Origin of the sequence: Klebsiella spallanzanii (genome assembly GCF_902158555.1) — a bacterium.
Lineage (GTDB): Bacteria > Pseudomonadota > Gammaproteobacteria > Enterobacterales > Enterobacteriaceae > Klebsiella > Klebsiella spallanzanii.
In genome coordinates this window covers 418244-443022 of sequence record NZ_CABGGS010000034.1, presented here as the reverse complement: position 1 = coordinate 443022, position 24779 = coordinate 418244, and the positions used below count along the sequence as shown (strand labels likewise).

Annotated in this window: 25 protein-coding genes; 14 read left to right on the top strand and 11 right to left on the bottom strand. The window is 54.8% G+C overall.

Features of this window, described 5'->3' with window-relative positions:
• Positions 1-12: 12 nt before the first annotated feature.
• Positions 13-1212, bottom strand: a complete 1200-nt coding sequence (locus tag FN082_RS20095; protein ID WP_139539933.1) for a sugar transporter — start codon at positions 1210-1212, stop codon at positions 13-15.
• Positions 1213-1417: 205 nt separating this feature from the next.
• Here FN082_RS20095 and FN082_RS20090 point away from each other — a divergent pair, with 205 nt between their 5' ends.
• Positions 1418-2209: a PhzF family phenazine biosynthesis protein gene (locus tag FN082_RS20090; protein WP_142462453.1), complete on the top strand. Its 792-nt coding sequence runs from the start codon at positions 1418-1420 to the stop codon at positions 2207-2209.
• 9 nt (positions 2210-2218) lie between these two features.
• On the top strand, positions 2219-3007 hold the full coding sequence (locus tag FN082_RS20085; protein WP_142982237.1) for a PhzF family phenazine biosynthesis protein: 789 nt from the start codon (positions 2219-2221) through the stop codon (positions 3005-3007).
• Positions 3008-3149: 142 nt separating this feature from the next.
• On the opposite strand, the gene FN082_RS20080 is transcribed toward FN082_RS20085, so the two are convergent.
• From FN082_RS20080 to FN082_RS20055, 6 genes are all read right to left on the bottom strand, one after another.
• Positions 3150-4430, bottom strand: coding sequence for an SLC13 family permease (locus FN082_RS20080; RefSeq protein WP_142982236.1), 1281 nt, complete (start codon positions 4428-4430; stop codon positions 3150-3152).
• A gap of 19 nt (positions 4431-4449) precedes the next feature.
• The gene (locus FN082_RS20075; protein ID WP_139539929.1) at positions 4450-4920 is read right to left on the bottom strand and encodes a YhcH/YjgK/YiaL family protein; all 471 of its coding nucleotides are present in this window, start codon (positions 4918-4920) and stop codon (positions 4450-4452) included.
• Complete coding sequence (locus FN082_RS20070; protein WP_142982235.1) at positions 4917-6089, bottom strand: sialidase family protein; 1173 nt, start codon at positions 6087-6089, stop codon at positions 4917-4919. Before FN082_RS20070 ends, FN082_RS20075 begins: the two co-directional genes overlap by 4 nt.
• 29 nt (positions 6090-6118) lie before the next feature.
• The gene (locus FN082_RS20065) at positions 6119-6880 is read right to left on the bottom strand and encodes a TerC family protein (RefSeq protein WP_142982234.1); all 762 of its coding nucleotides are present in this window, start codon (positions 6878-6880) and stop codon (positions 6119-6121) included.
• A gap of 225 nt (positions 6881-7105) precedes the next feature.
• Positions 7106-7990: a dihydrodipicolinate synthase family protein gene (locus FN082_RS20060; protein WP_142982233.1), complete on the bottom strand. Its 885-nt coding sequence runs from the start codon at positions 7988-7990 to the stop codon at positions 7106-7108.
• Positions 7991-8009: 19 nt separating this feature from the next.
• Positions 8010-9155: an iron-containing alcohol dehydrogenase gene (locus FN082_RS20055; RefSeq protein WP_142982232.1), complete on the bottom strand. Its 1146-nt coding sequence runs from the start codon at positions 9153-9155 to the stop codon at positions 8010-8012.
• A gap of 176 nt (positions 9156-9331) precedes the next feature.
• On the opposite strand from FN082_RS20055, the gene dtnK reads away from it, so the two are divergent.
• The 3 genes from dtnK to FN082_RS20040 are packed head-to-tail and all read left to right on the top strand — an operon-like array spanning position 9332 to position 12312.
• Complete coding sequence (dtnK, locus tag FN082_RS20050) at positions 9332-10570, top strand: D-threonate kinase (RefSeq protein ID WP_142982231.1); 1239 nt, start codon at positions 9332-9334, stop codon at positions 10568-10570.
• Positions 10563-11549, top strand: coding sequence for a D-threonate 4-phosphate dehydrogenase (locus FN082_RS20045; protein ID WP_139539923.1), 987 nt, complete (start codon positions 10563-10565; stop codon positions 11547-11549). The genes dtnK and FN082_RS20045 overlap by 8 nt, the downstream gene beginning before the upstream one ends.
• A gap of 1 nt (position 11550) precedes the next feature.
• Positions 11551-12312, top strand: coding sequence for a DeoR/GlpR family DNA-binding transcription regulator (locus tag FN082_RS20040; RefSeq protein WP_139539922.1), 762 nt, complete (start codon positions 11551-11553; stop codon positions 12310-12312).
• A 13-nt stretch (positions 12313-12325) separates the two neighbouring features.
• Here FN082_RS20040 and FN082_RS20035 read toward each other — a convergent pair whose 3' ends face one another.
• Together FN082_RS20035 and ptrR are read right to left on the bottom strand one after the other, a co-directional pair.
• On the bottom strand, positions 12326-13270 hold the full coding sequence (locus FN082_RS20035) for an L-lactate dehydrogenase (RefSeq protein ID WP_139540109.1): 945 nt from the start codon (positions 13268-13270) through the stop codon (positions 12326-12328).
• Positions 13271-13595: 325 nt separating this feature from the next.
• On the bottom strand, positions 13596-14480 hold the full coding sequence (gene ptrR, locus FN082_RS20030; protein ID WP_139539913.1) for a putrescine utilization regulator PtrR: 885 nt from the start codon (positions 14478-14480) through the stop codon (positions 13596-13598).
• Positions 14481-14585: 105 nt separating this feature from the next.
• Here ptrR and sad point away from each other — a divergent pair, with 105 nt between their 5' ends.
• A complete protein-coding gene (gene sad, locus FN082_RS20025; RefSeq protein ID WP_139539912.1) occupies positions 14586-15971 on the top strand; it encodes a succinate-semialdehyde dehydrogenase in 1386 nt (461 codons plus the stop codon).
• 88 nt (positions 15972-16059) lie between these two features.
• Here sad and FN082_RS20020 read toward each other — a convergent pair whose 3' ends face one another.
• Positions 16060-16626: an RNA 2'-phosphotransferase gene (locus FN082_RS20020; protein WP_139539911.1), complete on the bottom strand. Its 567-nt coding sequence runs from the start codon at positions 16624-16626 to the stop codon at positions 16060-16062.
• Positions 16627-16821: 195 nt separating this feature from the next.
• Here FN082_RS20020 and glsB point away from each other — a divergent pair, with 195 nt between their 5' ends.
• From glsB to FN082_RS19990, 6 genes are all read left to right on the top strand, one after another.
• On the top strand, positions 16822-17748 hold the full coding sequence (gene glsB / locus FN082_RS20015; protein ID WP_139539910.1) for a glutaminase B: 927 nt from the start codon (positions 16822-16824) through the stop codon (positions 17746-17748).
• Entirely contained in the window at positions 17748-18122 is a 375-nt protein-coding gene (locus FN082_RS20010; RefSeq protein WP_139539909.1) for a DUF4186 domain-containing protein, read from the top strand. The genes glsB and FN082_RS20010 overlap by 1 nt, the downstream gene beginning before the upstream one ends.
• Before the next feature lie 107 nt (positions 18123-18229).
• Entirely contained in the window at positions 18230-19654 is a 1425-nt protein-coding gene (locus tag FN082_RS20005) for a GGDEF domain-containing protein (protein WP_180349620.1), read from the top strand.
• Positions 19655-19732: 78 nt separating this feature from the next.
• Entirely contained in the window at positions 19733-20260 is a 528-nt protein-coding gene (locus FN082_RS20000) for a GNAT family N-acetyltransferase (protein WP_139539908.1), read from the top strand.
• 115 nt (positions 20261-20375) lie between these two features.
• Positions 20376-21827, top strand: coding sequence for a tagaturonate reductase (locus FN082_RS19995; protein WP_139539907.1), 1452 nt, complete (start codon positions 20376-20378; stop codon positions 21825-21827).
• A gap of 310 nt (positions 21828-22137) precedes the next feature.
• The gene (locus FN082_RS19990; protein WP_139539906.1) at positions 22138-22578 is read left to right on the top strand and encodes a GNAT family N-acetyltransferase; all 441 of its coding nucleotides are present in this window, start codon (positions 22138-22140) and stop codon (positions 22576-22578) included.
• A 211-nt stretch (positions 22579-22789) separates the two neighbouring features.
• Here FN082_RS19990 and tam read toward each other — a convergent pair whose 3' ends face one another.
• Positions 22790-23554, bottom strand: a complete 765-nt coding sequence (tam, locus tag FN082_RS19980) for a trans-aconitate 2-methyltransferase (protein ID WP_139539904.1) — start codon at positions 23552-23554, stop codon at positions 22790-22792.
• Between the two features lie 355 nt (positions 23555-23909).
• Between tam and FN082_RS19975 the strand changes: the two genes are divergently transcribed.
• Positions 23910-24329: a hypothetical protein gene (locus FN082_RS19975; protein WP_139539903.1), complete on the top strand. Its 420-nt coding sequence runs from the start codon at positions 23910-23912 to the stop codon at positions 24327-24329.
• Positions 24330-24401: 72 nt separating this feature from the next.
• The gene (locus FN082_RS19970; protein ID WP_139539902.1) at positions 24402-24770 is read left to right on the top strand and encodes a copper-binding protein; all 369 of its coding nucleotides are present in this window, start codon (positions 24402-24404) and stop codon (positions 24768-24770) included.
• The last annotated feature ends 9 nt before the right edge of the window (positions 24771-24779 follow it).

Sequence of the window (24779 nt, the reverse complement as noted above, 5' to 3'; positions counted from 1 at the left end):
TTACTCAAATAATCAGGAGTGGTGCGGTTGCTGATCTTCCAGTGACACCGGCCAGCGGCGGAAAATCACGATAGCCCACACCAGCGCGACCAGCGCCGGGATCGCTCCGACATAGCCAATGGAGGCCATCGAAAGCTGGGTACTGACCTGACTGCCGACCAGCGCGCCAGCGCCGATACCGATATTAAAGATCCCCGAGAACAGCGACATCGCCACGTCGGTGGCATCCGGCGCCAGCGCCAGGACCTTCACCTGCATGCCCAGGCCAATAATCATAATCGCCACGCCCCAGAAGACGCTGAGTAGCATCAGATGGTTGGCGTTATGCGACGCAGGTAACAGCAGCAGCAGGCAGGCCAGCAGCAGGCCGATGGCGGCGTTGATCAGGCCGGAAGCATGGCGGTTGCCAAGCTTACCAAACAGGATGCTGCCGACAATACCCGCACCGCCAAGAGTCAGCAGCAGCACGGTGGCGAAGTTACCGCTTAAACCGGCTACCGTCTGCACAAAGGGTTCAATATAGCTGTAGGCGGTATAGTGAGCGGTGACCACAATCACCGTCAGCAGATAGATGCTGAGCAGCGCAGGGCGACGGAACAGCACCGGCAGGCTTTTCAATGAACCAGAGTGCTCGCTCGGCAGTTTGGGCAGCAGTTTGACCAGGCAAGCCAGGGTTACCAGCGCGCCAAGGCCAATCACCAGGAAGGTGGTTCGCCAGCCAAAGTATTGCCCGACGATACGGCCAATCGGAATACCGAAGACCATTGCCAGCGCGGTACCGGTAGCAATCAGGCTCAGTGCCTGAGCGCGCTTGCCGTGCGGGGCCATACGAATAGCCAGCGCTGAGGTTATCGACCAGAACACCGCATGGGCAAAAGCGATACCAATACGGCTGATAACCAGCACGTTAAAGTTCCATGCCAGAAACGACAGCACGTGGCTGGCAATAAACAAAATAAACAGCCCTACCAGCAGGCGACGGCGCTCCATCTTGCTGGTCAGTAGCATAAAAGGCAGCGACATCAGGGCGACGACCCAGGCGTAGATGGTCAGCATGATCCCAACCTGCGCCGTTTCCATGCCGAAGCTATCGGCGATATCCGACAGCAGGCCCACGGGCGCAAACTCGGTGGTATTAAAGATAAATGCCGCAATCGCAAGCGTGACTACGCGAAGCCACGCGACCTTGCGTGAAACCGTATTTGTCATCATAAATTCAGGGCTGGTTACTAAGAGGAAAGAAGTGGGACGATCTTAAAACGATTGCTGCTGCAAATACAATCATTTTGTGACCTGTGTCTCATTTTTGTTTTGGGGTGGTTAAAGAAACTAACAGATTAATTTTTCTATAAAACGTGTGCATTTCGTTCGTTTATGTCATGTTGTCGATAAGTAAAAAAAATGAAAGGGCAAAATAATGCAGGAAATTGATTTTTATCTGGTCGATGCGTTCAGCAACCAGAGCTTTGGCGGCAACGCGGCGGCGGTTTGCCCACTGACCGAATGGCTACCGGACGAAACGCTGCTGAAAATGGCCCAGCAGCATAATCAGTCAGAAACGGCGTTTTTCGTGCGTTCGGATGAAGGGTATGAGCTGCGCTGGTTTACCACCCAGTATGAGATTAACCTTTGTGGCCACGCTACACTTGCGGCTTCGCACGTCATTTTTGAATATCTTGACCATCCGTCATCGACGATTGTATTCAGCACCCGTTTTGTCGGCGAACTTCGCGTAACGCGCAGCGGCGACTGGCTGACGCTGGATTTCCCGGCCTGGGCGACGACGGTCGTTGAGCAACCGCCAGCGGAGCTATTTGCCGGTCTGGGGGTAAGCGAAGCGCAGGAAGTTCGCGTGGCGCGCGATTATCTGGTGATTTTAAGCAGCCGCCAGCAGGTTGAAGCCGTGCGTCCGGATATGCAGCGACTTCAGCAACTGGGCAAAATGGTCTGCATTAGCGCCGCGGATGAAGAATATGACTTTGTCAGCCGCTTCTTCTGCCCTGGTGAGTCGATATCGGAAGATCCGGTAACCGGTTCAACGCACAGCATGCTGATCCCGTACTGGGGTGAAAAGCTCGGCAAAACGGAAATGCAGGCGCGTCAGCTTTCGGCACGCGGCGGCGATCTGCGCTGCCAGTGGCGGGGCGAAAGGGTGCTTATCGGTGGTCAGGCGACGACCTATTTAATTGGCACGATTACGCTGCGTTAAGGAGGACCGGTGACAGACATCCCTGTGTATCTGGTTGCGGCTTTCAGCGAGCAGCCTTTTGCCGGTAATCCAGCGGCGGTATGTCTGCTCGATAAGTGGCTACCAGACGACTTGCTGCTAAAAATGGCTCAGCAACATAGCCAGTCGGAAACCGCATTTGTGGTGCCCGAAAGTGATGGTTTTGCGCTGCGCTGGTTTACCACCCGCAACGAGGTCAATCTCTGCGGTCATGCCACGCTTGCCAGTGCGCACGTGATTTTTCATCACCTTGATTTTCCCGATGCGGCGGTTCATTTCGCTACGGCTTCCGGTCGTTTGACCGTGAGCCGAGAAGGCGACTGGCTCACTCTGGATTTCCCGTCTGGAGAAACTGAAGAGCATGAGCCGCCTGCGGATATGCTCTCTGCGCTGGGGATTGATAGCTACCTGCACGCCCGTAAAGGGCGTGCATGGGTTATCGAACTGGCGTCTCGTGAGCAGGTGGAAGCCGTGCGGCCAAATATTTCGGCGATGATCCCCGGAGAACATAAAGTGACGGTTACCGCTGCAGGCGACGGTGAATATGACTTTGTCAGCCGCTTTTTCTCACCGGGTGAAGCCGTATGGGAAGATCCGGTAACCGGTTCTGCGCATACCATGCTCATTCCATACTGGAGCGCGAAGTTGGGCAAAACCCACATGCTCGCGCGGCAGGTTTCAGCACGCGGTGGCGATATTCGCTGCGAGCTGAAAGGGGGAAGAGTATTAATGGGTGGTCAGGCGGTGACGTATTTAAACGGTGTGATAAGGCTACGCTAAATAGTCAATAAAATAAGACGGGATCGGCAATAAATCAGTCGATCCCATGCCCGGCAAGGCATTGCGGGCGAAAGTATCCTGCGTACTCTACGAAAAATCAGAGCCACTATCGGTTCATACCAGAACTGTATTTATTTAATAATTACATCGGAAATATCACAATAGCGCCGACGCATAATGCCAGAATACGAATTAAATACATTGGCACGGAGAATATCCAGAACTCCGGCAGTTTATATTTACCCATTCCCAGAATCATGGCCGGCATCCCGTCAATTGGCATATAGCCGCCGTTCCAGCCTGAAATAACCACGGCAATAGCGGCAGCGGTTGGGTTGAGGTCAAGGCTGGTACAGGCGGCGATGGCAATCGGGGCGAAGATATACACCGAACCCATATTCGAACCGGTAAAGGTGGCGCAGGTACTGGTCAGCAGCGCAAAGATAAAAATAAACACGAACGGAGATACGTTAGCGCCGAGAACTCCCGCGACTGCATCACCCACCATCGCCGTAAATCCGGTGCCCGCCAGCGCATCGGCAACGCCAATAACCCCCGCCATCATCAGGATAACCGGCGCGCCCATATGGTCGCGAACTTCTTTGAAATCAACGACGTTAATCGTCATTACAAATGCGGCGGCAAGGCCAGGAACCACATAGGCGATATTGCCAAGCTGATTCATCAGCATCATACCGATAACGCTAACGGCAAATGCCCCGACGGTGCAGTACTCTTTCCATGCAGGCAGCGTCACGGTTTCCTCTTCACGCACCGCCATTGCTTCCTCAGAAGCATCGGCAATGGGGTGATCGGGTAAAAAACGGTATGAGATCAGGCACCAGGCCAAAAAGGCCAGCGACATCACCAGATTGACCAGCGCAAATTTCACCATCGAAATCTCTGCGGTGAAGCCAGCGGTTTGCAGCACGGTTGCGGTGACGCCAAACAGCAGCGCGACGTTAACCGGGAATAATGGATGGTTGGTCGCAAAGCCCAAAGGCATCATGAGCTTTGAGGTTGGTAACTTCTTGCTATAAGGGATCGTTGATACCAGCGACAGAATCAGTACGTAATAACCGGTTGAGCCGGTACCCGCCAGGCTGGCGCCAATCATCACGATGACCAACAGCAGAGCGTAGCTCTTGTAGCTGCCTTTATTGACCAGACTGACCATCGCGGATTTTACGTTGCCGATGAGCCGCGTTTTCTGTAGCGCCGCCATCACCACCATAAATCCGGCGATCATGATAACGCTTGAGTTTACAAACCCGGCAAAGGCTTGCTGAACGTTGGAGAGCCCTGTCACAACCAAAAGCAGACAGGCCAGCAGCGGCGGGGCGCCAAAGGCCATTTTGTCCGACATGATAAGCACTATCATTAGCACCAGAATGCCCAGCGCCAGAATCATTTCCATTGTCATTGTTGTTTCTCCTTATTATTTACCCTTCCAGCATGTCGCTCGGCACTTTAAACACGGCTTTGCGTACTGCTGCCGGAGCGCCTGGCGCGCACAGCGCCTGATGGGGTTCGCCAGGCAGGAAGACCGCAAAATCACCGGCGCGCAGGGTAATGGCTACTGAATGCTGGCAAGCATGAGTGATAAACAGGTCTGGCCTGAGTTCCTCATCCTCGGCGCACACGACGCTGCGCATTCCCGCATTAATCACCTCGCAGCCCGACAGCATGACCTGAATATCCGCCCACTGATGGTGATACTCGGTGTGGCGTTGCGCGGCCGGTTGTGTGTGCGCCTCGCCGATATTGCAGTACCAGCGGCAGCCCTCCGGCTGCCAGCGACCGTCCTCCCTGGCGTTTAATGCCTTGAGGGTGGTCTCCGGGTGAGAAAGAATGTCCCATAGCACGGGGGGAAGCCCTGCCAGCGGCAGGGCGTCAAGGTTTCCAACGATCATTGCGTGGACTCCTTCACCCATTCAGGTGAAACGTGCACGTATTTAATCGCCTGACGGAACCATGTATAGGCAATGTGCAGCGTGCCGTCAGCGCCCTGTTTGATGCTCGGGTAGGAGAATTCGCGGTTGCGTTTATCCAGCGAGTTGTTGGTCATGCAGTAGCCGTCGCCTTCGTCGAGATTGCGCTGCCACGGCCAGGTTTTACCGCCATCGGCGGAAATAGCGACGGTCATTGGCGCACGCGGCGCGCCCCAGAATGCCGAGCGGCCGCTGGTGACTTCCGGCTCTTTGCGGCTGTTATCGCCATCGTCGATTTCATCGTAAAGGGACGCGCGACGCTCCAGGGCACCAGCGGCGCTCATATGGTTAAACACCAGCGCCAGTTCGCCGCTGGCAAGGGTAGTCACCTGAATAGAAGAGTTGTTGTTCGGCAGTTCGGTGGGTTCCGGTACCGACCAGCTTTCGCCATTATCTACCGATTGGCTGTAGTAGATGTTGTCGGCCCAGCGGCTGCGAAATAGCGCCACCAGCACGCCACTCGGCAGCGCGGTGATATTCATATGCACGCAGCCGAGGCTTTGCGGCACTTCAACGTCGCGCCAGGTTTTGCCCTGGTCAGAAGAAATTTTGACGGCGCTGATATCATCGTTACCCACCCATTTTTCGCCCGGTTGAGTGCGGCAATAAAACACTGGCAGCAGCCAGTTACCGTTGTTCAGAACGGTAATCGGCTGGCGAATAAAGGTACCGGGTTTGTCGAGCAGGGTGGCAATCTCGCCCCAGGTCTGGCCCAGATCGGTCGACTGACGATAGCGCACAATGGCGGTATCCTGGTTGCCGGAGATCTGCGCGGTCCACAGTAACCACAGCACGTTATCCGGAGCCAGAAACAGCACTGGGTTCTGTTCGGAGCGGCTGGCATCGTGGGACAATTTGACCGCATCGCTCCACTGGCGGCTTGCGGGCGGCAGGCGCGAGCCCCACACCGAAATATCGGCTACGCCTTCCTGGGTACCGCCGAACCACACGCACATCAGCGAGCCGTCCGGCAGCGGCAGCAGGTTGGCCGCATGGTTTTGCGGGCAGGATGACGGTAGCATCGCGGTTTCCACGCGCGCATCTTGTGCATCCTGAGAAATGATTCCGTCACGAATTGCGGTTACAGACATATTCATACTCCGTTATTTCAGTAGGGTTCTTATTTATTGAGCTGTAATGAGTCGTAAGCTTCTTCCTGCTGCGAAGCTTTAATGATTTTTTTGTTACGAACGATATTGAGTGTCTCTACCGTCAAAGAGAAGAAAATAGCAAAATAGAGATAGCCTTTTGCAATATGAATTTCCAGACTGTCGGCGACTAATAATACTCCCACGAGTAACAAAAACGTTAATGCGAGCATTTTCATGGTCGGCGTGTTATTAACAAAATCGCCGATGGTTTTGGCCGCGAACATCATGATCCCCACGGCAATAATGACCGCTGTAATCATAATGAAAATATGTTGTGACAAACCGACCGCCGTAATAACCGAATCCAGGCTGAAGACAATATCCAGCAGCATGATCTGCACGATAGCGCCTGCCAGTGAGAGCTGACGCTGACTGCCGCCGTGCGACTCCTCTTCCTGCATCAGTTCGCCGCGGATCTCCTGCAGCGATTTGTAAATAAGGAAACAACCGCCAACAAATAGAATGATCGTGCGCACCGACACCACAAAATTTGCAATGGTAAACAACGGAACCGTAATGTGTGCAAGCCAGGCAATCGACACCAGCAATAACACGCGCATGACCATTGCGCCACTTAATCCCAACTTACGGGCAATATTTTGCTGATGTGGCGGAAGTTTTGCTACCACCAGCGAGAGGAAAATAATATTATCGACCCCAAGAATGATTTCCAGAAAGGTGAGCGTAACCAGCGTCAACCATATTTCAGGGTCAAGCATCCATATAAACATTGAAAACATCCCTTACGCTACGTAAGACGTCGTATATACCCGTCATACTTCAAGCTGCATGCGCGTTGGCTGCACTCGCTCACCCCAGTCACTTACTCCAGTAAGCTCCTGGGGATTCGCTCTCTTGCCGCCTTCCTGCAACTCGAATTATTTAGGGTATATAATCTTGAATCTTGTCGGTGTTGCTTTTCGTTTAAAACAGCACCGGAGTTATTTCTGTTATCGTCAGGAAATATATTTAGCAATAACCTGTTTAATTTGCTCACACTGCGCTGGCGTAAAGCTGACCGCATAGCGGCTGTCGCCAACCTCATGGCCCATTAGCTGCAGTGCTTTTTTCACCGCGGCCGGCGAGAACGCCACTTTATACAAATCGGTACGCAGTCCGGTCACGCTCTCCTGAGCCTGACGGGAGCCGTCAATATCGCCCGCTTTAAAATTTGCCCAGATGGCGTTGATCTCTTTCGGCGCAACGTTGGCCAGCCCGGAAATACAGGCGGAGCAGCCGTCAACGAAGCCCTGATGAATCAGCGAGTCAGGGCCGTTCAGCACGTCAAAATCGGTGATATCCCGCACCGCATCAAGGAAACCTTTCAGGCTTTCGTAGCTGCCTGCGCTATCTTTGACGCCGATAATGTTCGGATGTTTTGCCAGCGTGCGCGCGGTCTGCGGTTCGATGGTGTTGCCAGTACGCGCCGGTATGTTGTAGAGAAATACCGGAACGCTCAGGGCGTCAGCGATGGCGGTGTAGTGGGTGATAAGCTCATCTTGCTTCAGCGGCACAAACCACGGCGTGATCACCGATACTGCGTCAACGCCCAGTTTTTCAATCTGTTTGCCTAAACGGATGGTTTCACGAGTCGACACCTCGCCGATATGCGCCACGACCGGCGCGCGGCCGGCCACTTCTTCGACGCAGGCTTTAGCGACGGCGATTTTCTCAGCTTCATTGAGGACAAAGAACTCGCCGTTGGTGCCGCCGCAGAAAATACCGTTGCCGGCGACCAGCTGGCGTTGGACCTGATGCTTCAGCGCCGGAATGTTCACTGCGCCATCGGCGGAAAAAGGTGTCACGATGGCGGTCAGTACGCCGGTAATTGCATTGCTCATTATCATTTCTTCCCTGGTGTTATTGTTCTGGAAACAGGGTGCGGTAGACCGCCTGGACCTGCTCCTGGTTAACGCTGCACGGCGCGTTATTCATTAAGCGTTTGACGTTAAGCGCCGCTTCACTTAGTTCTCCGATGCTTTCTTGCGGGACGCCCAGCGCGGCCAGGTTGTCGGGCAGTTGCAGGCGTTTTACCAGTGCGGCAAGCCACTCGACCAGCGCATGAGATTTCTCTTCTTCGCTGAGCGTCAGGTCGGCGTCAGGGATCAGATCCCAGACTTCGGCAAATTTTGCCACCGCGTGCGGACGCACCACCTTCATACAGGGTGCCAGAAGGATGGCGTTAGCCACGCCGTGCGCCAGGTGGTACTTGCCGCCCAGCGGATAGGAAAGGGCATGCACCAGATGGGTGCCCGCGTGGTTAATCGCCACGCCGCCATAATATGAGGCCCACAGCATTTCCAGCTTTGCGGTCAGATTCTGCGGCTCGGTCACCGAAAGCTCGATATTGCGTACCAGTTTGCGCAGGCCAATCAGCGCCGCGTTATCACTGACCGGGTTGGCAACGGTTGAGGTAAAGCACTCAATCAGATGACACAGCGCGTCGATACCGGTAGAGGAGGCGATATGCGCGGGCATGCTGGTGGTCAGTTCCGGTAGCAGGGCAACGTAGTCCGGCAGCAGCACCGGGGAGATAATCCCCACCTTCGTATTCTGTTCCGGGATCGCCAGGATCGCGTTCGGCGTGGCCTCTGAGCCGGTTCCGGCTGTCGCGGGAATTAATAAAGATGTCACTTTTTGCTGCGGCTTTTCACCTTCAAGCAGCGCATTCAGCCCCGGCGAGCAGGGATGCAGCAGGACGGAAAGCAGCTTGGTCACATCCAGGACGCTGCCGCCGCCAATCCCCACAATCAGCTCCGGCCGGGTAGCGCCAACCAGGCTCTGAATGTGCGCCATATCGTGCTGGCTCGGCTCGGCGGGTACAGAGTCAATCACCTGTACCTGACGGCCCTCATCTTCCAGAATTGCACGGATCTGCCGTGCTGCATCGAGCTTGCCAACGTTGGCATCGGTGACCAGCAGAACACGCTGTTTGCCTGTCAGCAGCGGAAGCAAGGCGGTAAATGCGCCCGCGCCGCTAATCAGAGTACTGTTAATGGTTGCCACTTCTTTCTCCTGTCTTATGGATGATTAAATTTAATCATCTGTTATTCGGGTCACTCACATTGTGGGGTGAAGTTATAATTTATACGGCGGTTTAATAACTTGAGCTTGCTCACATTTAATCAATTGTGATTGAATATAATCATTATCAATTTCGAACAGCGAGAAAAGGGAAAACGATGGGCAGCGGTGATAACAAGGTGCTGGTTCTGGCGGATGATTTCACCGGCGCTAATGACGCCGGGGTCAGCCTGGCGGAGGTGGGAATGCGGGCGGAAGTCGCGTTTGCCGCCAGCTATCAGGGAGAGGCGCAGGCGCTGATCCTTAATAGCGATAGCCGCGCACAGCCCGCAGCAGAAGCAGCAAGGCGCGTCACACATTTACTACAGACGACCTTGCCGCGTTTTCAGCCACGCTGGACAGTGAAAAAAATCGACTCCACGCTGCGCGGGAATCTTGGCGCTGAACTGGACGCGGCAATGACGGCGCTCAACTGCCCGATTGCGGTGCTGGCTCCTGCCTTCCCGGCGGCAGGCCGGGTGACGCGACAGGGCAGGTGCTATGTGCACGGTGTGCCGGTCGATGAAACCGAGTTTGCTACCGACCCAAAAACGCCGGTCAGCAGCGCGGATATCGCCACCGTGGTGGCGCAGCAAAGCAATGCGCGCTGTTCACGGGTGACAGTCGATACGCTGGAGGATGCGCTGGCGCAAACCGTTAATGAACCGCGCGTGCTGATCGTGGATGCAGATGATAACGCTCAACTGGACGTCATTATCATGGCCGTGGCGGAATCAGCGCAGCGGGCGCTGTTGGTGGGGTCTGCGGGACTGTGCGATGCCCTGGCGCGAAGCCTGGCCGTTGTGCGGCACGGTCCATTGCTGGCAGTTGTCGGCTCGATGAGCGAAATCGCTCAACAGCAGGTCGCCTGCCTTGAGGCGCATCCCCGCGTCACACGGGTAGAAATCGATGTCGCCATGGCCTTTGGCGGCGATGCCTTACTTGATGCTCAGCGTATTATCGCGGTGTTGAGCGAAAACAATCATTGTGTCGTCACCACTCGCCCCGATAGTGAAGCACGAAAAAGCATTGAAGCCCTGTGCCAGCGGCACGGGGTCGACCGTACTGCGCTTGGCGAGCGTATCTGCGCCTATCTGGCACAGGTCAGCGAACTGGCCATCGCGCAAAGCCAGCCGGGAGCGCTCTATTTATCCGGCGGCGACGTGGCTATCGCCGTCGCGCAGGCGTTGGGCGCAAGCGGATTTCATATTACAGGTCGGGTGGCGCAATGCGTGCCGTACGGCAATTTTCTGGGTAGTTGCTGGCAGTGGCCGGTAATGACCAAGGCAGGCGGATTCGGAACGGAAACGACCCTGCTGGAAGTCGTGAACTTTATTGAGGAGAAAATGAGTGACTAACATCATTGCGGTAACGATGGGTGACCCGGCAGGCATTGGCCCGGAAATTATTATCAAATCCCTGATTGAGGGGAAACTGAACGGCGCGCCGGTGGTGGTGGTGGGCTGCGTGCAGACGCTGCGGCGGATTCTGGCGATGGAGATAACCCCGCGCGCCGAGCTGCGAATCATTGATAATCCGGGGCAGGCGCAGTTTAGTCCGGACACCATTAACGTTATCGACGAGCCGCTGGCCGACCCGGCGGGGCTACGCGCCGGGGAAGTGCAGGCGCAGGCGGGGGATTTGGCGTACCGCTGCATTAAGCGAGCCACCGAGCTGGCAATGGCCGGTGAGGTTTTTGCGATTGCTACCGCGCCGCTGAACAAAGAGGCGCTGCATCTGGGGGGGCACAATTTCCCAGGGCATACCGAAATGCTGGCGCATCTGACGCAAACCAAAGACTACGCCATGGTGCTGTATACCGATAAACTCAAAGTTATCCATATCTCCACTCACGTGGCGCTACGTAAATTCCTCGATAACCTGAATCAGCCGCGCGTTGAGACGGTGATGGGTATCGCCGACAGCTTCCTGCGTCGGGTGGGTTTCAGCAATCCGCGCATTGCCGTCGCTGGGGTGAACCCGCATGCCGGGGAAAACGGCCTGTTTGGTGATGAAGAGATCCGCATCGTTGGCCCGGCGGTTGAGGCCATGAAGGCCAGGGGGCTGAACGTGACCGGCCCGTGCCCGCCGGATACGGTATTTATGCAGTGCCACGAAGGACAGTTTGATATGGTGGTGGCGATGTATCACGATCAGGGGCATATCCCGCTAAAACTGCTCGGGTTTTATGATGGGGTGAATATTACGGCCGGACTGCCGTTTATTCGTACATCCGCAGACCACGGCACGGCGTTTGATATTGCCTGGACAGGTAAAGCTAAGTCTGACAGCATGGCTACCTCTATTGAGCTCGCCATGCAAATCGCACAGGAATAACATGAAGGGATATAACCGGTTAGAGCAGATTATGGATTTTCTGAAGAGCCATAATCTGGTGACAGTCGACCAGCTGGTTGCGGTGACCAATGCGTCGCCTGCGACGATTCGCCGCGACCTGATTAAACTCGATCAGGAAGGGGTAATCAGCCGAACCCACGGCGGCGTGACCCTTAACCGGTTTATTCCTTCCCAGCCGACGACGCAGGAAAAATCCCAGCGCAGTCTGCAGGAAAAATACGCCATCGCCAGCGCGGCGGCGGCGTTAGTCAAGGCCGGGGACGCGATTGTTCTTGATGCCGGGACGACGATGATTGAACTTGCCCGGCAAATTACTCATCTGCCGCTGCGAGTGATCACCAGCGATCTGCATATCGCTCTGTTTTTATCCGAATTCAAGCAAATCGAAGTGACCATTATCGGCGGGCGCATTGATGACAGCAGCCAGTCCTGTATTGGCGATCATGGTCGCCGCCTGCTGCAAAATATCTGGCCTGACCTGGCTTTTGTCAGCTGCAACGGCTGGGATCTGGAGAAGGGGGTCACTTCACCAACGGAAGAAAAAGCGGCACTTAAACGCGACCTGATCGCGAACGCCCGGCGGCGCATTCTGCTGGCGGACAGCTCAAAATACGGCGCCTGGTCGCTGTTTAACATCACCCATCTCGACTCGTTAACCGATATCATCACCGATAATCATCTGCCGGAAGAGACGCGCGAGGTCTTAGCGCATATTCATCCCCGGCTGATCATTGCTGACTAGCCGGGAGCGCGGATTACGGCAAACGGGCGATATTGGCTTTAATCACCTCAATAGAGTGGCGGAACTTCTCCGCCTCGTCGTCGGCTAATTGCAATTCAATAATCTGCTGCACGCCGCTTTGCGTCAGTACGGCAGGAACGCCTGCCGCCGCGCCGCTCACGCCATACTCGCCATCAAGAATGCACGACACCGCCAGCGCGCGATGGCTGCCGGTGAAAATATTGCGGCAGATCTCAGCGATGGTCCCGGCGACGCCGTATTCGGTGCAGCCTTTACCCGCGTAAATCTCAAATCCCAGCTTGCGAACTTTTTCGGCAATCAGCTCCCGGTCCAACGCTTTGCCGGTATGTTTTTGATAAACGTCGCCGATGGCTGAACCGTAGACCGCCGAGTGCGACCACACCGGAAACTGGGTATCGCCATGTTCGCCGAGGATAAAGGCATCGATACTTTGCGCGCCGATGTCCAGCTCCTGGGCCAGCACCCGGCGCAGGCGGGTGGTATCCAGCCAGACGCCGGTGCCCAGTACCTGACTGCGCGGCAGGCCTGAAAGTTGCCACACCTGCCAGGTGATAATGTCGCAAGGGTTAGTGGCAATCAGAAAGATGCCGTTGAAGCCGCCGTTCATCATCTGCGGGATGATACTTTTGACGATTTTCGCCGTGTTGGTCAGCTCGTCAAGGCGCGTCTGGCCCGGTTTGAGCGCGCCGCCGGAAACGGTGATTACCGCGATATCGACATCGGCGCAGTCGCTGGCTTCCCGTGAGGAGATGGTCATCATTCCTGGCATATAGGCCGCCGCATCGCTCAGATCCTGAGCGTGAGCTTCGGCGCGGGCTTTGTTCAGATCAACGAGGATCAGCTCTTCGCAAATATTCTGGTTCAACAGGGCATAGGCCGCAGAGGCACCGACGTTCCCGGCCCCGATAATCATCACCTTACGCGCTTTGGTATTCATCATTTTTTCCTGATAACAGACATCGTGTCGCAAAATTACTGCGCCTCAAGGGGGTAGCGCAAGGGGGGGCGCAAGCTATAAGTTAAAGCTATGGTGGTTAAGTGCCCGTAGCCCGGGCAAGGCGCGTCAAGCGCCGCCCCCGGGAAAAGAGCGCAGAAGATTGTCGAGTTTCCCGGAGGCGATGCTGCGCATCTGTCCGGGCTACCTTACGACAGGTGCATCGTGCGAATTTGTTGCAAGGTTTGCGGATTTTGTAGCCCGGACAAGGCGCGTCATGCGCCGCCTCCGGGAAAATGCGGGCACAATAGGTCAGTCTCTTACCATTTCATCTTAATGGAGAAACAGCTGCTTGCCGATCTTCGTTCAGCAGCGCTATAAACGCTTCTAGCTGACGAGTTTTTGCTCCACGACGCCAGACCAGGCAGGTCGTTAGCCAGCGCCACTCTTCGGCCAGCGGCCAGGCGGAGACCTGCTGATGGCCCGGCATGCTCTCCAGCATGCTGCGCGGGATCAGCGCCAGTCCGGCCCCGGTAATCACGCAAGCCAGCATCCCGTGATAGGACTCCATTTCGTGAATTCGACCCGGCGTGGCGCGATCGGCATGAAACCAGCTCTCAAAATGACGTCGATAGGAACAGTTGGCGCGAAACGCGTAGACGCTGGCTCCGTTCACTTCGCTGGCACGAGCAATGGGCGGGTGGCCCATTGGTGCTACGATCATCATCTCTTCCGGGAACACCGGTAGCCCTTCAAGACCCGGATGCACCACCGGACCGTCAACAAAGGCCGCGCTAAGATTGCCTTCAAGAACGCCGTCGATCATGGTGCCGGAGGGACCGGTGGAGAGGGCAAGATGAATCTTTGGGTAGCGCTGATTAAAGTGCGCCAGCGTAGTAGGGATACGCACGGCTGCGGTACTTTCCAGCGATCCGAGCGAAAACAGCCCCTGGGGTTCATCCCCGGCAACGACCATGCGTGCCTCATCAACGAGGGCCAGAATTTGCTGACTATAGCGTAAAAAGCTATGCCCGGCGGGCGACAGGCGCAGGCGCTGGTTTTCGCGGATAAACAACTCGACGCCGAGATCTGCCTCCAGTTGGCGAATACGCGTAGTGAGGTTAGACGGCACGCGATGCACCTTCTGCGCGGCCTGGGTAATACTGCCGGTGCTGGCGACAGCGTTAAACATCTCAAGCTGGGTCAGGTCCATAGTATTCTTCTTTCGTGAATGAGTTGCTTAATATTATTCATTTTTAATGAACGGTAGGGTAAGCCAGAATAAGGTCACTTCGCAATCAACACAGAGAGAAAAACGATGAATTTATCTGCAACTCATGCGGTTTCCGTGAATCCGACGACAGGTGAAATGGTGTCGTCTCTGCCGTGGGCGACCGAACAACAGGTTGATTCAGCGATTGCCCTTGCGGACCAGGGTTATCGCCAGTGGCGCAACGTCAGCGTGGCGAACCGCGCGGCGGCGCTGCGTAACGTCGGCAGCGCAATGCGTGTCCGCGCTGAAGAGCTGGCGCAAATGATTAGCCTTGAGATGGGCAAGCCGATTGCCCAGGCGCGCGGCGAAGTCGCTAAATCAGCCAATCTTTGCGACTGGTATGCCGAGCATGGTCCGGCGATGCTGAATACCGAAGCGACTCTGGTTGAAGACAATAAAGCGGTGATTGAATTCCGCCCGATGGGTCCCATTCTGGCTATCATGCCGTGGAACTTCCCGGTGTGGCAGGTGCTGCGCGGTGCGGTACCGATTCTGCTGGCAGGTAACAGCTATTTGCTCAAACATGCGCCGAACGTGATGGGCAGCGCGGCGATAATTGGTGAGATCTTCGCACAAGCGGGCGTCCCGACCGGCGTGTTTGGTTGGGTTAATGCTACTAACGACGGCGTTTCGCAGATGATTAACGATCCGCGTATTGCCGCCGTGACCGTCACCGGCAGCGTGCGGGCCGGGAAGGCTATTGGTGCGCAGGCCGGCGCGGCGTTGAAAAAATGCGTGCTGGAGCTGGGTGGCTCCGATCCGTTTATCGTGCTGAACGACGCCGACCTCGACGAGGCGGTAAAAGCCGCGGTGATTGGTCGTTATCAGAATACCGGGCAGGTCTGCGCCGCAGCAAAACGCTTTATCGTTGAAGCGGGGATTGCTGACGCCTTTACGCAGAAATTCGTTGCCGCCGTCGCCGCGCTGAAAATGGGCGATCCGCGCGATGAGCAGAACTATGTCGGGCCAATGGCGCGCTTCGACCTGCGCGATGAGCTGCATGAGCAGGTGCTTGCAACCTTAAAAGAAGGCGCAACGCTGTTGCTGGGGGCGGAGAAAATCGAAGGCGCGGGTAATTACTATGCGCCAACGGTGCTGGGGAACGTCACCTCTGAGATGACGGGTTTCCGTCAGGAGCTGTTTGGCCCGGTGGCGACTATCACCGAAGCTCGAGACGCCAACCACGCGCTGGCGCTGGCAAACGATAGTGAATTTGGCCTCTCTGCGACGGTTTATACCACCAGTGAGGAGCAGGCTCAGCGTTTCGCCAGCGAGCTGGAGTGCGGGGGAGTGTTTATCAACGGCTACTGCGCCAGCGATGCCCGTGTGGCGTTCGGCGGGGTGAAGAAAAGCGGATTTGGTCGTGAGCTATCCCACTTCGGCCTGCATGAGTTCTGCAACGTGCAGACCGTGTGGAAAGACCGTCGCTAACCATACAACTGCCCGGGGGCGGCGCGATGCGCCCGCCCGGGCTACGGGTCTATGCGGTTTGTAGGTTTTGTAGCCTGGATCAGGCGCGTCAGGCACCGCCTTCGGGATGGTTCCATGCTGCAATAAATTTCACCGGCACCGCCGCGGTTAACCAAACCCCATTCTCTGCCTGATAAAACGCAATCTTTTGCTCGTGCATTGATAAGGCGTTGATCTTTAATACCATCGGCTTACCGTAACGTTTTCCCACTTCAGCGGCGGTCGCTGCATTGTCCGATAAATGCACATATTGCCGGGAACCGGGAATCAACCCCTGCTCACGAATCGCATCAATAAATCGCGTTGCGGTGCCATGGAATAAAAACTCAGGAGGCGTTGCCGCAATAAAAGTGATGTCAACCTGCCGGGAGGAGTGCCCCTGAACGGCACGGATATACTGACCATCGGCTGAGATGGCAAAACGTTTTTTATCGTTGCTTTCAACCACTGATTGAATAAGCGGCCTGTCGAGCGTTACGCCTTCTCTTCCCGCGCAGGCAATCAATGCGTCGATATCCGCCCAGCCTTCACTATTGAGCACCAGGCCAATGGCTTCTGGCTGGTGGCGTAATACGTAGCTTAAAAATTTACTGACTTCGGTATGCGATTTGCCCATTGAATTAACCCTTTGCTTCCTTGTTGAGGTGGAATTATCAGCATGCTTTTATATTACCCGTAACGTTGGCTGAATGTGTTTTTTATCAGCGGTGAACGTTGAAGTGTGGTCCGAAGGGAGAGAAAGAGGCTGTTTCTTCACTCCGTGTGCGCCTATAATTACCGCCCGAATTTTGTTGTTGGCAAGGAGCCGCGCGTGGCGACGGTAATAAATAACGCAATGCTCGATGCCATTTTGGCTGACGTCAGGCCGCTGATTGGACGTGGTAAAGTGGCGGACTATATTCCGGCGCTGGCCAGCGTCAGCGGCGATAAGCTCGGTGTTGCCATCTGTACGGTGGACGGTCAGCACTATAGCGCTGGTGATGCGCACGAGCGTTTTTCCATTCAATCTATCTCCAAAGTCCTGAGCCTGGTGGTCGCGATGAACCACTACCAGGAAGAGGAAATCTGGCAGCGCGTAGGCAAGGACCCTTCCGGCCAGCCTTTTAACTCGCTATTGCAGCTGGAAATTGAACAGGGCAAGCCGCGCAACCCGTTTATTAACGCCGGAGCGCTGGTGGTTTGCGATATGCTGCAAAGTCGCCTTAGCGCGCCGCGTCAGCGGATGCTGGAAATTGTTCGTCGCCTGAGCGGGGTGAGCGATATCGCCTACGACACGGTAGTCGCTCGCTCAGAGTTTGACCATTCGGCGCGCAATGCCGCTATCGCGTGGCTGATGAAATCTTTCGGTAACTTCCATAATGATGTCGCTACGGTGCTGCAAAACTATTTCCATTACTGTTCGCTGGAAATGAGCTGCGTGGAGCTGGCGCGAACCTTTCTGTTTCTTGCCGACCGCGGCATTGCCCCGCACCTTGAGACGCCGGTTATCGCGCCGATTCAGTCGCGGCAGGTCAACGCGCTGATGATGACCAGCGGCATGTATCAGAACGCCGGTGAATTTGCCTGGCGCGTCGGTTTACCCGCCAAATCCGGCGTCGGCGGCGGGATTGTGGCCATCGTCCCGCAGGAGATGGCGATTGCGGTCTGGAGCCCGGAGCTTGATGAAGCCGGGAACTCGCTGGCTGGTATCGCTTTACTGGAGAAACTCACTCAGAGATTGGGAAGGTCGGTGTTCTGATGGTGCCAATAGAAAGCCTGTTTACCCGGTTACAGCGTTCGACTTTTCGTTCCCGTTTTCACCTCGGCGTCAAAGAACGACAGTATTGTTATGACAAGGGGGCGGAAGTTATCGACCAGCACGCGGCGGATTTTATCGCGAAGCGGCTGGCGCCTGCGAAAATTCCTAACGACGGCAAACAGACGCCGATGCGCGGGCATCCGGTGTTTATTGCCCAGCATGCGACCGCAACCTGCTGCCGTGGCTGTCTGGAAAAGTGGCACGCGATCCCGCAGGGGCGCGGCCTCAGCGAAGAAGAGCAGCGCTACGTGGTGCAGGTGATTCACCACTGGCTGGTTCTGCAGATGAATTCTCCCAACCACGTAGGGCCATAATTCATCAGGCGTCGGTGTATGCCTGATAATTATTCTCATGATATGATGAGCCGCTAACTAATTATTAACATAATAATTGCCTGAAACAATTAGACGGATAATCATGAATGTTTCCACTGTCGATTCGGTCATTCTCGCTGTTTCGTGAGGAACAACCCGTGCGCGATGCGCTGGTGCTGTTCACTTTAACGTTACTCCTGCATTTTTTGGGCGCGATGCTGCGCCTGGTGCAAGAGCTGTCGTTCTTCTGGCCGCTAAATGCGGTAATGGCGGGGATTTTTGCGCGTTATATCTGGCTAAATCGCAGTTATTTCTATGCCGTCTGTTTTGCCGCTATGCTGGTATATGACGGTTTAACCTCGCGTTGGGGAATGGGATTTGCCTCATTCCTGATTAATTTCTCCAATATTGTCTTTATTGTCACCCTGGCACAGCTCATTTTGTGGGATAAGCGGCGTGCAGATTCGATGCCGGGACCCATTAATGCGCTAAGCCTGTTTTGCTACTGCCTGCTGGCGGCGCTGTTGTGCGCCGCTGTGGGGGCGCTGGGATCGGTAGACGTTGAACGCGCCACTTTTATTCCCCAACTGGCTGACTGGTTTAGCGAACAGTTCTCTACCGCCGTGCTGATCCTGCCGTTTATTTTAACCCTTACGCTCCCATCTGCGTTCGGCCGTTTTCGCCTGCGCCAGCTGTTACCGGCGATTGCGCTGGTGCTGTCGATAGCGCTAGGGGTCGCGGTGGGCGGCGCGGGAAGCATTACTTTCCCGCTACCGGCGCTGATCTGGTGTGCGATTCGCTACCCATTACCGCTGACCTGCCTGCTGACTTTCATCACCGGGATTAGCGAAATCCTGTTGGTGGCCAACTCGCTTATCCATCTCTCGCCTGATGCCCGGATGCAGCCGTGGCAACTGTTCTCAACGCGTCTGGGGATCGCGGCGATGTTGATTAGCCCGGTGATTGTCGCCTCCAGCGTCGAGGCGATTAATAACCTCGTAAAACAGCTGGCGCTGCGCGCTGATTTTGACTTCCAGACCAGGGTCTATTCTCGCTCGGGGTTAAGCGAAGCGCTAAAACGTCAACCATTGTCGTCAGACAAGCTATTAACCGTCATGGTGCTGGATATCGATAGCTTTAAACAGATTAACGATCGCTGGGGACATGAGTGCGGCGACTGCGTACTGGCCCAGTTTGCCCAACAGGTGCGGCAACTGGTGGATGACCAGGGCATGGTGGCGCGCATTGGCGGGGAAGAGTTTGCGGTTGCTGCGCTGACCTCATCAGAGCTGGAAGGAACGATTCTGGCGGAGAGGATTCGCCAGGGCATCGAATCGCAGATCTTTACCTGGGGGCAGAACAAAATCCAGCTGACCATCAGCATGGGCCTGAAGAGCCAACCGATCGGAGCCTCGAAAGTAACGGATCTGTTTAACCAACTATTGATGGAAGCCGACGATTATATGATTCAGGCGAAGAAATCCGGTCGTAATCGTATTTGTGCGCAGAAGCTGGCAGAAGGCACAGTATAAGAAAATCTGATGATGATTTTTCTTGTGTTAAATTTTAGTTAAAATCATAGTGATGTGGTCTATTTCAGGGAGTTATCAATGTCCACATCCTTTTCTCTACGCACGCTGACGCGTGACGATATTCTCGAACATCTTCCACAGTTAACCGACATCCTCGTCAGCTGCGTCAACGGCGGGGCATCGGTGAGCTTTATGCTGCCCTTTGCAGCGGAAACCGCAACGGCGTTCTGGCGGCGAATGGCGCAGAGCGTCGCTGCCGGGGAGCGCATTATCATCGCCGCGACGAATGCGCAGCAGCAGCTCGTTGGTACGGTACAGTTAATTATCGACCAACCGGAAAACCAGCCGCATCGCGCCGACGTCGCCAAACTTCTGGTTCACCAAAATGCGCGCCGGCAGGGACTGGCGAACAGGCTGATGACCCGGCTGGAAGAGATCGCCCGCGAAAAGGGAAAGAACGTACTGGTGCTGGATACGGCTACCGGCAGCGGAGCGGAAAACTTCTACGTCCAGTGTGGCTGGGAAAAGGCCGGGGAAATTCCGCGCTATGCGCTAATGCCGGACGGTGAGCTGACTGCAACATCTCTATTCTATAAATTTTTGTAATATATTTGATATTGCATACAGCTTTGATCAAAACAGGGTTTCACTCGTGTAAAAACCTGATAACTTATTGGACCAATTACTCAGGTTGTATGACTACTCTATGAGGGAACCCATTGTGAAAACATTAAACCGTCGCGACTTCCCGGGCGCGCAGTACCCTGAACGTATCATCCAGTTTGGCGAAGGCAACTTTCTGCGCGCGTTCATCGACTGGCAGATCGATCTGCTGAACGAGCATACCGACCTGAATTCCGGTGTGGTGATTGTGCGTCCGATTGAAAGCGCATTCCCGCCGTCGCTCAGCACCCAGGAGGGGCTCTATACTACGATCATTCGTGGTCTGAATGAGAAGGGGGAAGCGGTCAGCGACGCGCGTCTGATTCGCTCGGTTAACCGCGAAATCAGCGCCTATGCGGACTACGATGAGCTGCTGCGTCTGGCGCACAACCCGGATATGCGGTTTGTGTTTTCCAATACCACTGAAGCCGGTATTAGCTACCACGCGGGCGACCGTTTCGAGGATGCGCCCGCGGTAAGCTATCCGGCAAAACTGACCCGCCTGCTGTTTGAACGCTATAGCCACTTCTCCGGCGCAGCGGATAAAGGCTGGGTCATTATCCCTTGCGAGCTGATCGATTATAACGGTGAAGCGCTGCGTGAGTTGGTGCTACGCTATGCGCAGGAGTGGGCGCTGCCGGAAGCCTTTATGACATGGCTGGATGAAGCCAACGCTTTCTGCTCAACTCTGGTTGACCGTATCGTGACTGGCTATCCGCGTGATGAAGCCGCACAGATTGAAGAACAGCTGGGTTATAAAGATGGTTTCCTCGATACTGCAGAGCACTTCTACCTGTTTGTGATCCAGGGGCCGAAATCGCTGGCCGCAGAGCTGCGTCTTGATAAGCTGCCGCTTAACGTGCTGATTGTTGACGATATTAAACCGTACAAAGAGCGTAAAGTGGCGATTCTGAACGGTGCCCACACCGCGCTGGTGCCGGTGGCTTTCCAGGCTGGCCTGGATACCGTTGGCGAAGCGATGAACGATGCGGAAATCTGTTCTTTCGTTGAAAAGGCGATTTACGAAGAGATCATTCCGGTTCTCGACCTGCCGCGCGATGAGCTGGAATCTTTCGCCAGCGCGGTGACCGGGCGTTTCCGTAACCCGTATATCAAACATCAGTTGCTCTCTATTGCGCTTAACGGGATGACCAAATACCGTACCCGCATTCTGCCGCAGCTGCTGGCTGGCCAGCAGAAAGAGGGCAAACTCCCGGCGCGCCTGACCTTTGCGCTGGCGGCGCTGATCGCGTTTTATCGCGGTGAGCGTAACGGTGAGAGCTACCCGGTTCAGGATGACGCTGAGTGGATGGAGAGCTACCAGGCGCTGTGGGCTCAGCATCGCGATGCGCAAATCAGTACCAGTGAACTGGTAAAAGCCGTGCTGTCCGTGGAATCCCACTGGGAGCAGGATCTGACTAAAGTTTCTGGGCTGGTGGAGCAAGTGACGCGGGATCTGGACGCTATTCTGCGCGACGGTATGCGCGCTGCCGTTAAGCCGCTGTGCTAAGCGCTGAAATACGGCGGATTTTGCCGGCCGGGTAAGGCGTTAGCCGCCACCCGGCAATAATCCGGGCACAACGCCTGAAGCCGATTTGTCATCCATCATCAACCCGGCCACCGCCGGGTTCGTTTTGCTCTCAAGTTAGTTACAACATACTTTTATTTTTTTACTCTTAAGCAGGTTTGCAACATCGTACCATTTTCGTCTGGCAGCCAAGCCGAGAGCAATTAAGAGAAAAAGATGAATTGTGTCCCAGGCGCTTGAAGAAATTATCTGACCGGAAAATAATGGCTTATCCATATAAGGAGTTGGACTAATGGTCATTAATATTCGTGAACCAGGCCAGCAAGACAAAGCGCGGTGGTTACAGCTGTGGGAAGGTTACACCGAATTTTACGGCAGCCCGCAGCCGCAGGACGTCACTGAATATACCTGGCAACGTATGCTTGATTCTGCCTCGCCCGTGTTGGGGCGAGTCGCCGTGGCGGATGGTGAGGTCGTTGGGTTTGCGATTTGCGTGCTTCACGAAGGGACATGGGTGAAGACGCCCATTTGCTATCTGGAAGATCTGTTTGTTGACCCGCAGATGCGCGGGCGGGGCATCGCCAGAACGCTAATGCAGACTCTGCAAAGAGAAGGCAAAGAAAAAGGGTGGTCGCGTTTGTACTGGCACACCAGAACTGACAATCCAGCCCGACGTCTTTATGATGAATTTACGCCAGCTGATGACTATGTTCGTTACCGCATGACGCTCTGAAAGTCTGAGATTAAGAAATTATTAAGATTTTCCCTGTAAAACCGGTGAAAACGGCTCAGGAGAAGCAAAAATGGAAAAACGCATCGAGACGATTGTTAATTTAATTATGTTTCTTTCGCTGTTGGCTACCGCCTGGGATCTCTCCCTGGTACATCACCTTTCCTGGTAAATCAGACGATACGGCGCCTTCTCTGGCGCCGTGACCCCTTTCTCAGCCACCCGATACACGCCGTGCAACAATAAACAGGCGCGGAAATAACAGTAGCACCTTTCCGTTACACTGTAACGGATAGTGTTGTTCAAGTAGCTCCAGATAGCGTTTAAGAAAAGCTTCGCGCTGTTGTTCATCAAGCGGTTGCAAAAACGGTCGCAGCCCAGTGGCCTGCAGCCAGTCGATAATGGCCTGATGTGAAGCCAGCGGGTGGTAATAGGTTGTGCGCCAGATATCCACTTCGCAGCCGCTGGCGGTCAGGATATCGTAATACTCCTGCACGCCTGGCAGCGGATGTCGGCCGCTGGCGGGATGGCCCAACTCTTGCGCGACCTGCCGCATCAGCGTATGCGAAGGCTCCTGCCAGTTATCGGGCATTTGCACTGCCAGCACGCCGCCTTGTGCAAGGTTGCTCACCAGATAGGGAAACAGCCGCTGATGATCCGTCAGCCATTGCAGTGAGGCATTGGCGTAAATCACGTCAGCTGGACGTTCAGGACGGTACGTAGCGATATCCGCCTCGACAAACCGGCAGTCAGGCAGCGTCTGAGAGGCCTCTTCAAGCATTGCCGGTGAATTATCAACGCCGATAATCCTGGCCTCCGGCCAGGCATCGCGTAGTAAAGCGGTGCTGTTACCCGGCCCACAACCCAAATCAACCGCCAGCGTCACTGGGTGATGGGCTATACGGGCGAGAAGTTCAGCAGCGGGCCGTGTGCGCTCAGCGCCAAATTTCAAATAGAGTGAAGGATTCCAGTCTGCCATAGTGCGCTCCGGTGATGAGAAACTTGCCCATCAGCATAGACGGCAATGCTTATCTCGCAAAGCAACAGAAACAATATGATAAATTATAGTGACAACGTCACTTATCGTTATGAAAGTGCCCGATGCTATTATCTTAATCACATATAAATAACATTTTTGATATTAATTAAATACATGAGCTTGCCCCCATACACCTTCCCCCAAGGGGAAGGTCAAATCATTACGTCTCTGTTCTGTGTAAATATTTATAGAGAAACTTTATTCTATTTAATGCCCCGTTTTCCTTCTGAAATATGATTTAACTCTGCCGGCGAGTGTGATTTAATTCGTCGGTCGTCTTATTGCGAATATAACTATGATTCCGTCACTACAGGCCTTATTTAAACAAGTAACCCGGCGCAGGCTTCGTATCCGCGCTGGGCTTGTTATTGCCTGTTGGTTACTGCTCAACTTCCAGCTTGCCGTTGCGGCGCACCACGGTGGCCAACAGCAACCGGTCGCGCCGCAGGTCCAGACTCACCATATTGTCGATGGCATGATGAGCATGCCGGGTATGGAAAATGCCGGTCAGAAAGTCATCTGTGAGAAGCACTGCGACCCGGATACCGCCCAGCCTAATTCCTCTACCTCGCTACAGCTAAATGCGCTGCCCGGCGAAACTGCTTTATTAGTGGTTTCCCCACAGCAGGAGAGCTGCGCTGAACGTATGGACTGGCACACGCCGCCGGTCACCGGCCCACCGGCCGAAATACGCTTCTGTCGCTTCAGAGAATAAAACACCGTTAAAAACATCCATCAGATCTGCCCGGTCTGCGGGCGACTTTATGTTTTTTTCGGAGATTTTATTATGCGTTCATCCTCAATTTTTCTGATTATCACCAGCGTTCTGACTTTTTCCGCCGCTTCATTTTCCGCCAGCGCTGAAGATAGCGCCATGCATCAGCATAATATGTCCGCGATGGCGGATATGCCGGGAATGAATAAACAGGATGATTCCACCGCGCTTTATTCGGCAAGCGGAGTGATTAAAGCCTGGCGCGACAATGCTGTCGCTATTGCCCACACTCCGGTTGCGGAACTGAGCTGGCCCGCGATGACCATGAGCTTTACGCTCGGTGATTACCAGGGTGAAAAGTTAGCGGTAGGGCAAAAGGTCAATTTTACCTTCCGTCAAACTGACTCCGGCTACGCGCTCGTTTCTATTACTGCGCAATAACGTCGGAGT

Excerpts from the sequence above, each read along its gene's own strand:
- FN082_RS20010 (WP_139539909.1), top strand. The coding sequence starts at position 17,748 with ATGGTGCCAATAGAAAGCCTGTTTACCCGGTTACAGCGTTCGACTTTT.
- FN082_RS20040 (WP_139539922.1), top strand. The coding sequence starts at position 11,551 with ATGAAGGGATATAACCGGTTAGAGCAGATTATGGATTTTCTGAAGAGC.
- FN082_RS20020 (WP_139539911.1), bottom strand. The coding sequence starts at position 16,626 with ATGGGCAAATCGCATACCGAAGTCAGTAAATTTTTAAGCTACGTATTA.
- dtnK (WP_142982231.1), top strand. The coding sequence starts at position 9,332 with ATGGGCAGCGGTGATAACAAGGTGCTGGTTCTGGCGGATGATTTCACC.
- FN082_RS19975 (WP_139539903.1), top strand. The coding sequence starts at position 23,910 with ATGATTCCGTCACTACAGGCCTTATTTAAACAAGTAACCCGGCGCAGG.
- FN082_RS20090 (WP_142462453.1), top strand. The coding sequence starts at position 1,418 with ATGCAGGAAATTGATTTTTATCTGGTCGATGCGTTCAGCAACCAGAGC.
- FN082_RS20005 (WP_180349620.1), top strand. The coding sequence starts at position 18,230 with ATGTTTCCACTGTCGATTCGGTCATTCTCGCTGTTTCGTGAGGAACAA.
- FN082_RS20075 (WP_139539929.1), bottom strand. The coding sequence starts at position 4,920 with ATGATCGTTGGAAACCTTGACGCCCTGCCGCTGGCAGGGCTTCCCCCC.
- FN082_RS19970 (WP_139539902.1), top strand. The coding sequence starts at position 24,402 with ATGCGTTCATCCTCAATTTTTCTGATTATCACCAGCGTTCTGACTTTT.
- FN082_RS20080 (WP_142982236.1), bottom strand. The coding sequence starts at position 4,430 with ATGACAATGGAAATGATTCTGGCGCTGGGCATTCTGGTGCTAATGATA.
- FN082_RS19990 (WP_139539906.1), top strand. The coding sequence starts at position 22,138 with ATGGTCATTAATATTCGTGAACCAGGCCAGCAAGACAAAGCGCGGTGG.
- ptrR (WP_139539913.1), bottom strand. The coding sequence starts at position 14,480 with ATGGACCTGACCCAGCTTGAGATGTTTAACGCTGTCGCCAGCACCGGC.
- FN082_RS20095 (WP_139539933.1), bottom strand. The coding sequence starts at position 1,212 with ATGATGACAAATACGGTTTCACGCAAGGTCGCGTGGCTTCGCGTAGTC.
- sad (WP_139539912.1), top strand. The coding sequence starts at position 14,586 with ATGAATTTATCTGCAACTCATGCGGTTTCCGTGAATCCGACGACAGGT.
- FN082_RS20065 (WP_142982234.1), bottom strand. The coding sequence starts at position 6,880 with ATGTTTATATGGATGCTTGACCCTGAAATATGGTTGACGCTGGTTACG.
- tam (WP_139539904.1), bottom strand. The coding sequence starts at position 23,554 with ATGGCAGACTGGAATCCTTCACTCTATTTGAAATTTGGCGCTGAGCGC.
- FN082_RS20000 (WP_139539908.1), top strand. The coding sequence starts at position 19,733 with ATGTCCACATCCTTTTCTCTACGCACGCTGACGCGTGACGATATTCTC.
- FN082_RS20035 (WP_139540109.1), bottom strand. The coding sequence starts at position 13,270 with ATGAATACCAAAGCGCGTAAGGTGATGATTATCGGGGCCGGGAACGTC.
- FN082_RS20060 (WP_142982233.1), bottom strand. The coding sequence starts at position 7,990 with ATGAGCAATGCAATTACCGGCGTACTGACCGCCATCGTGACACCTTTT.
- FN082_RS20070 (WP_142982235.1), bottom strand. The coding sequence starts at position 6,089 with ATGTCTGTAACCGCAATTCGTGACGGAATCATTTCTCAGGATGCACAA.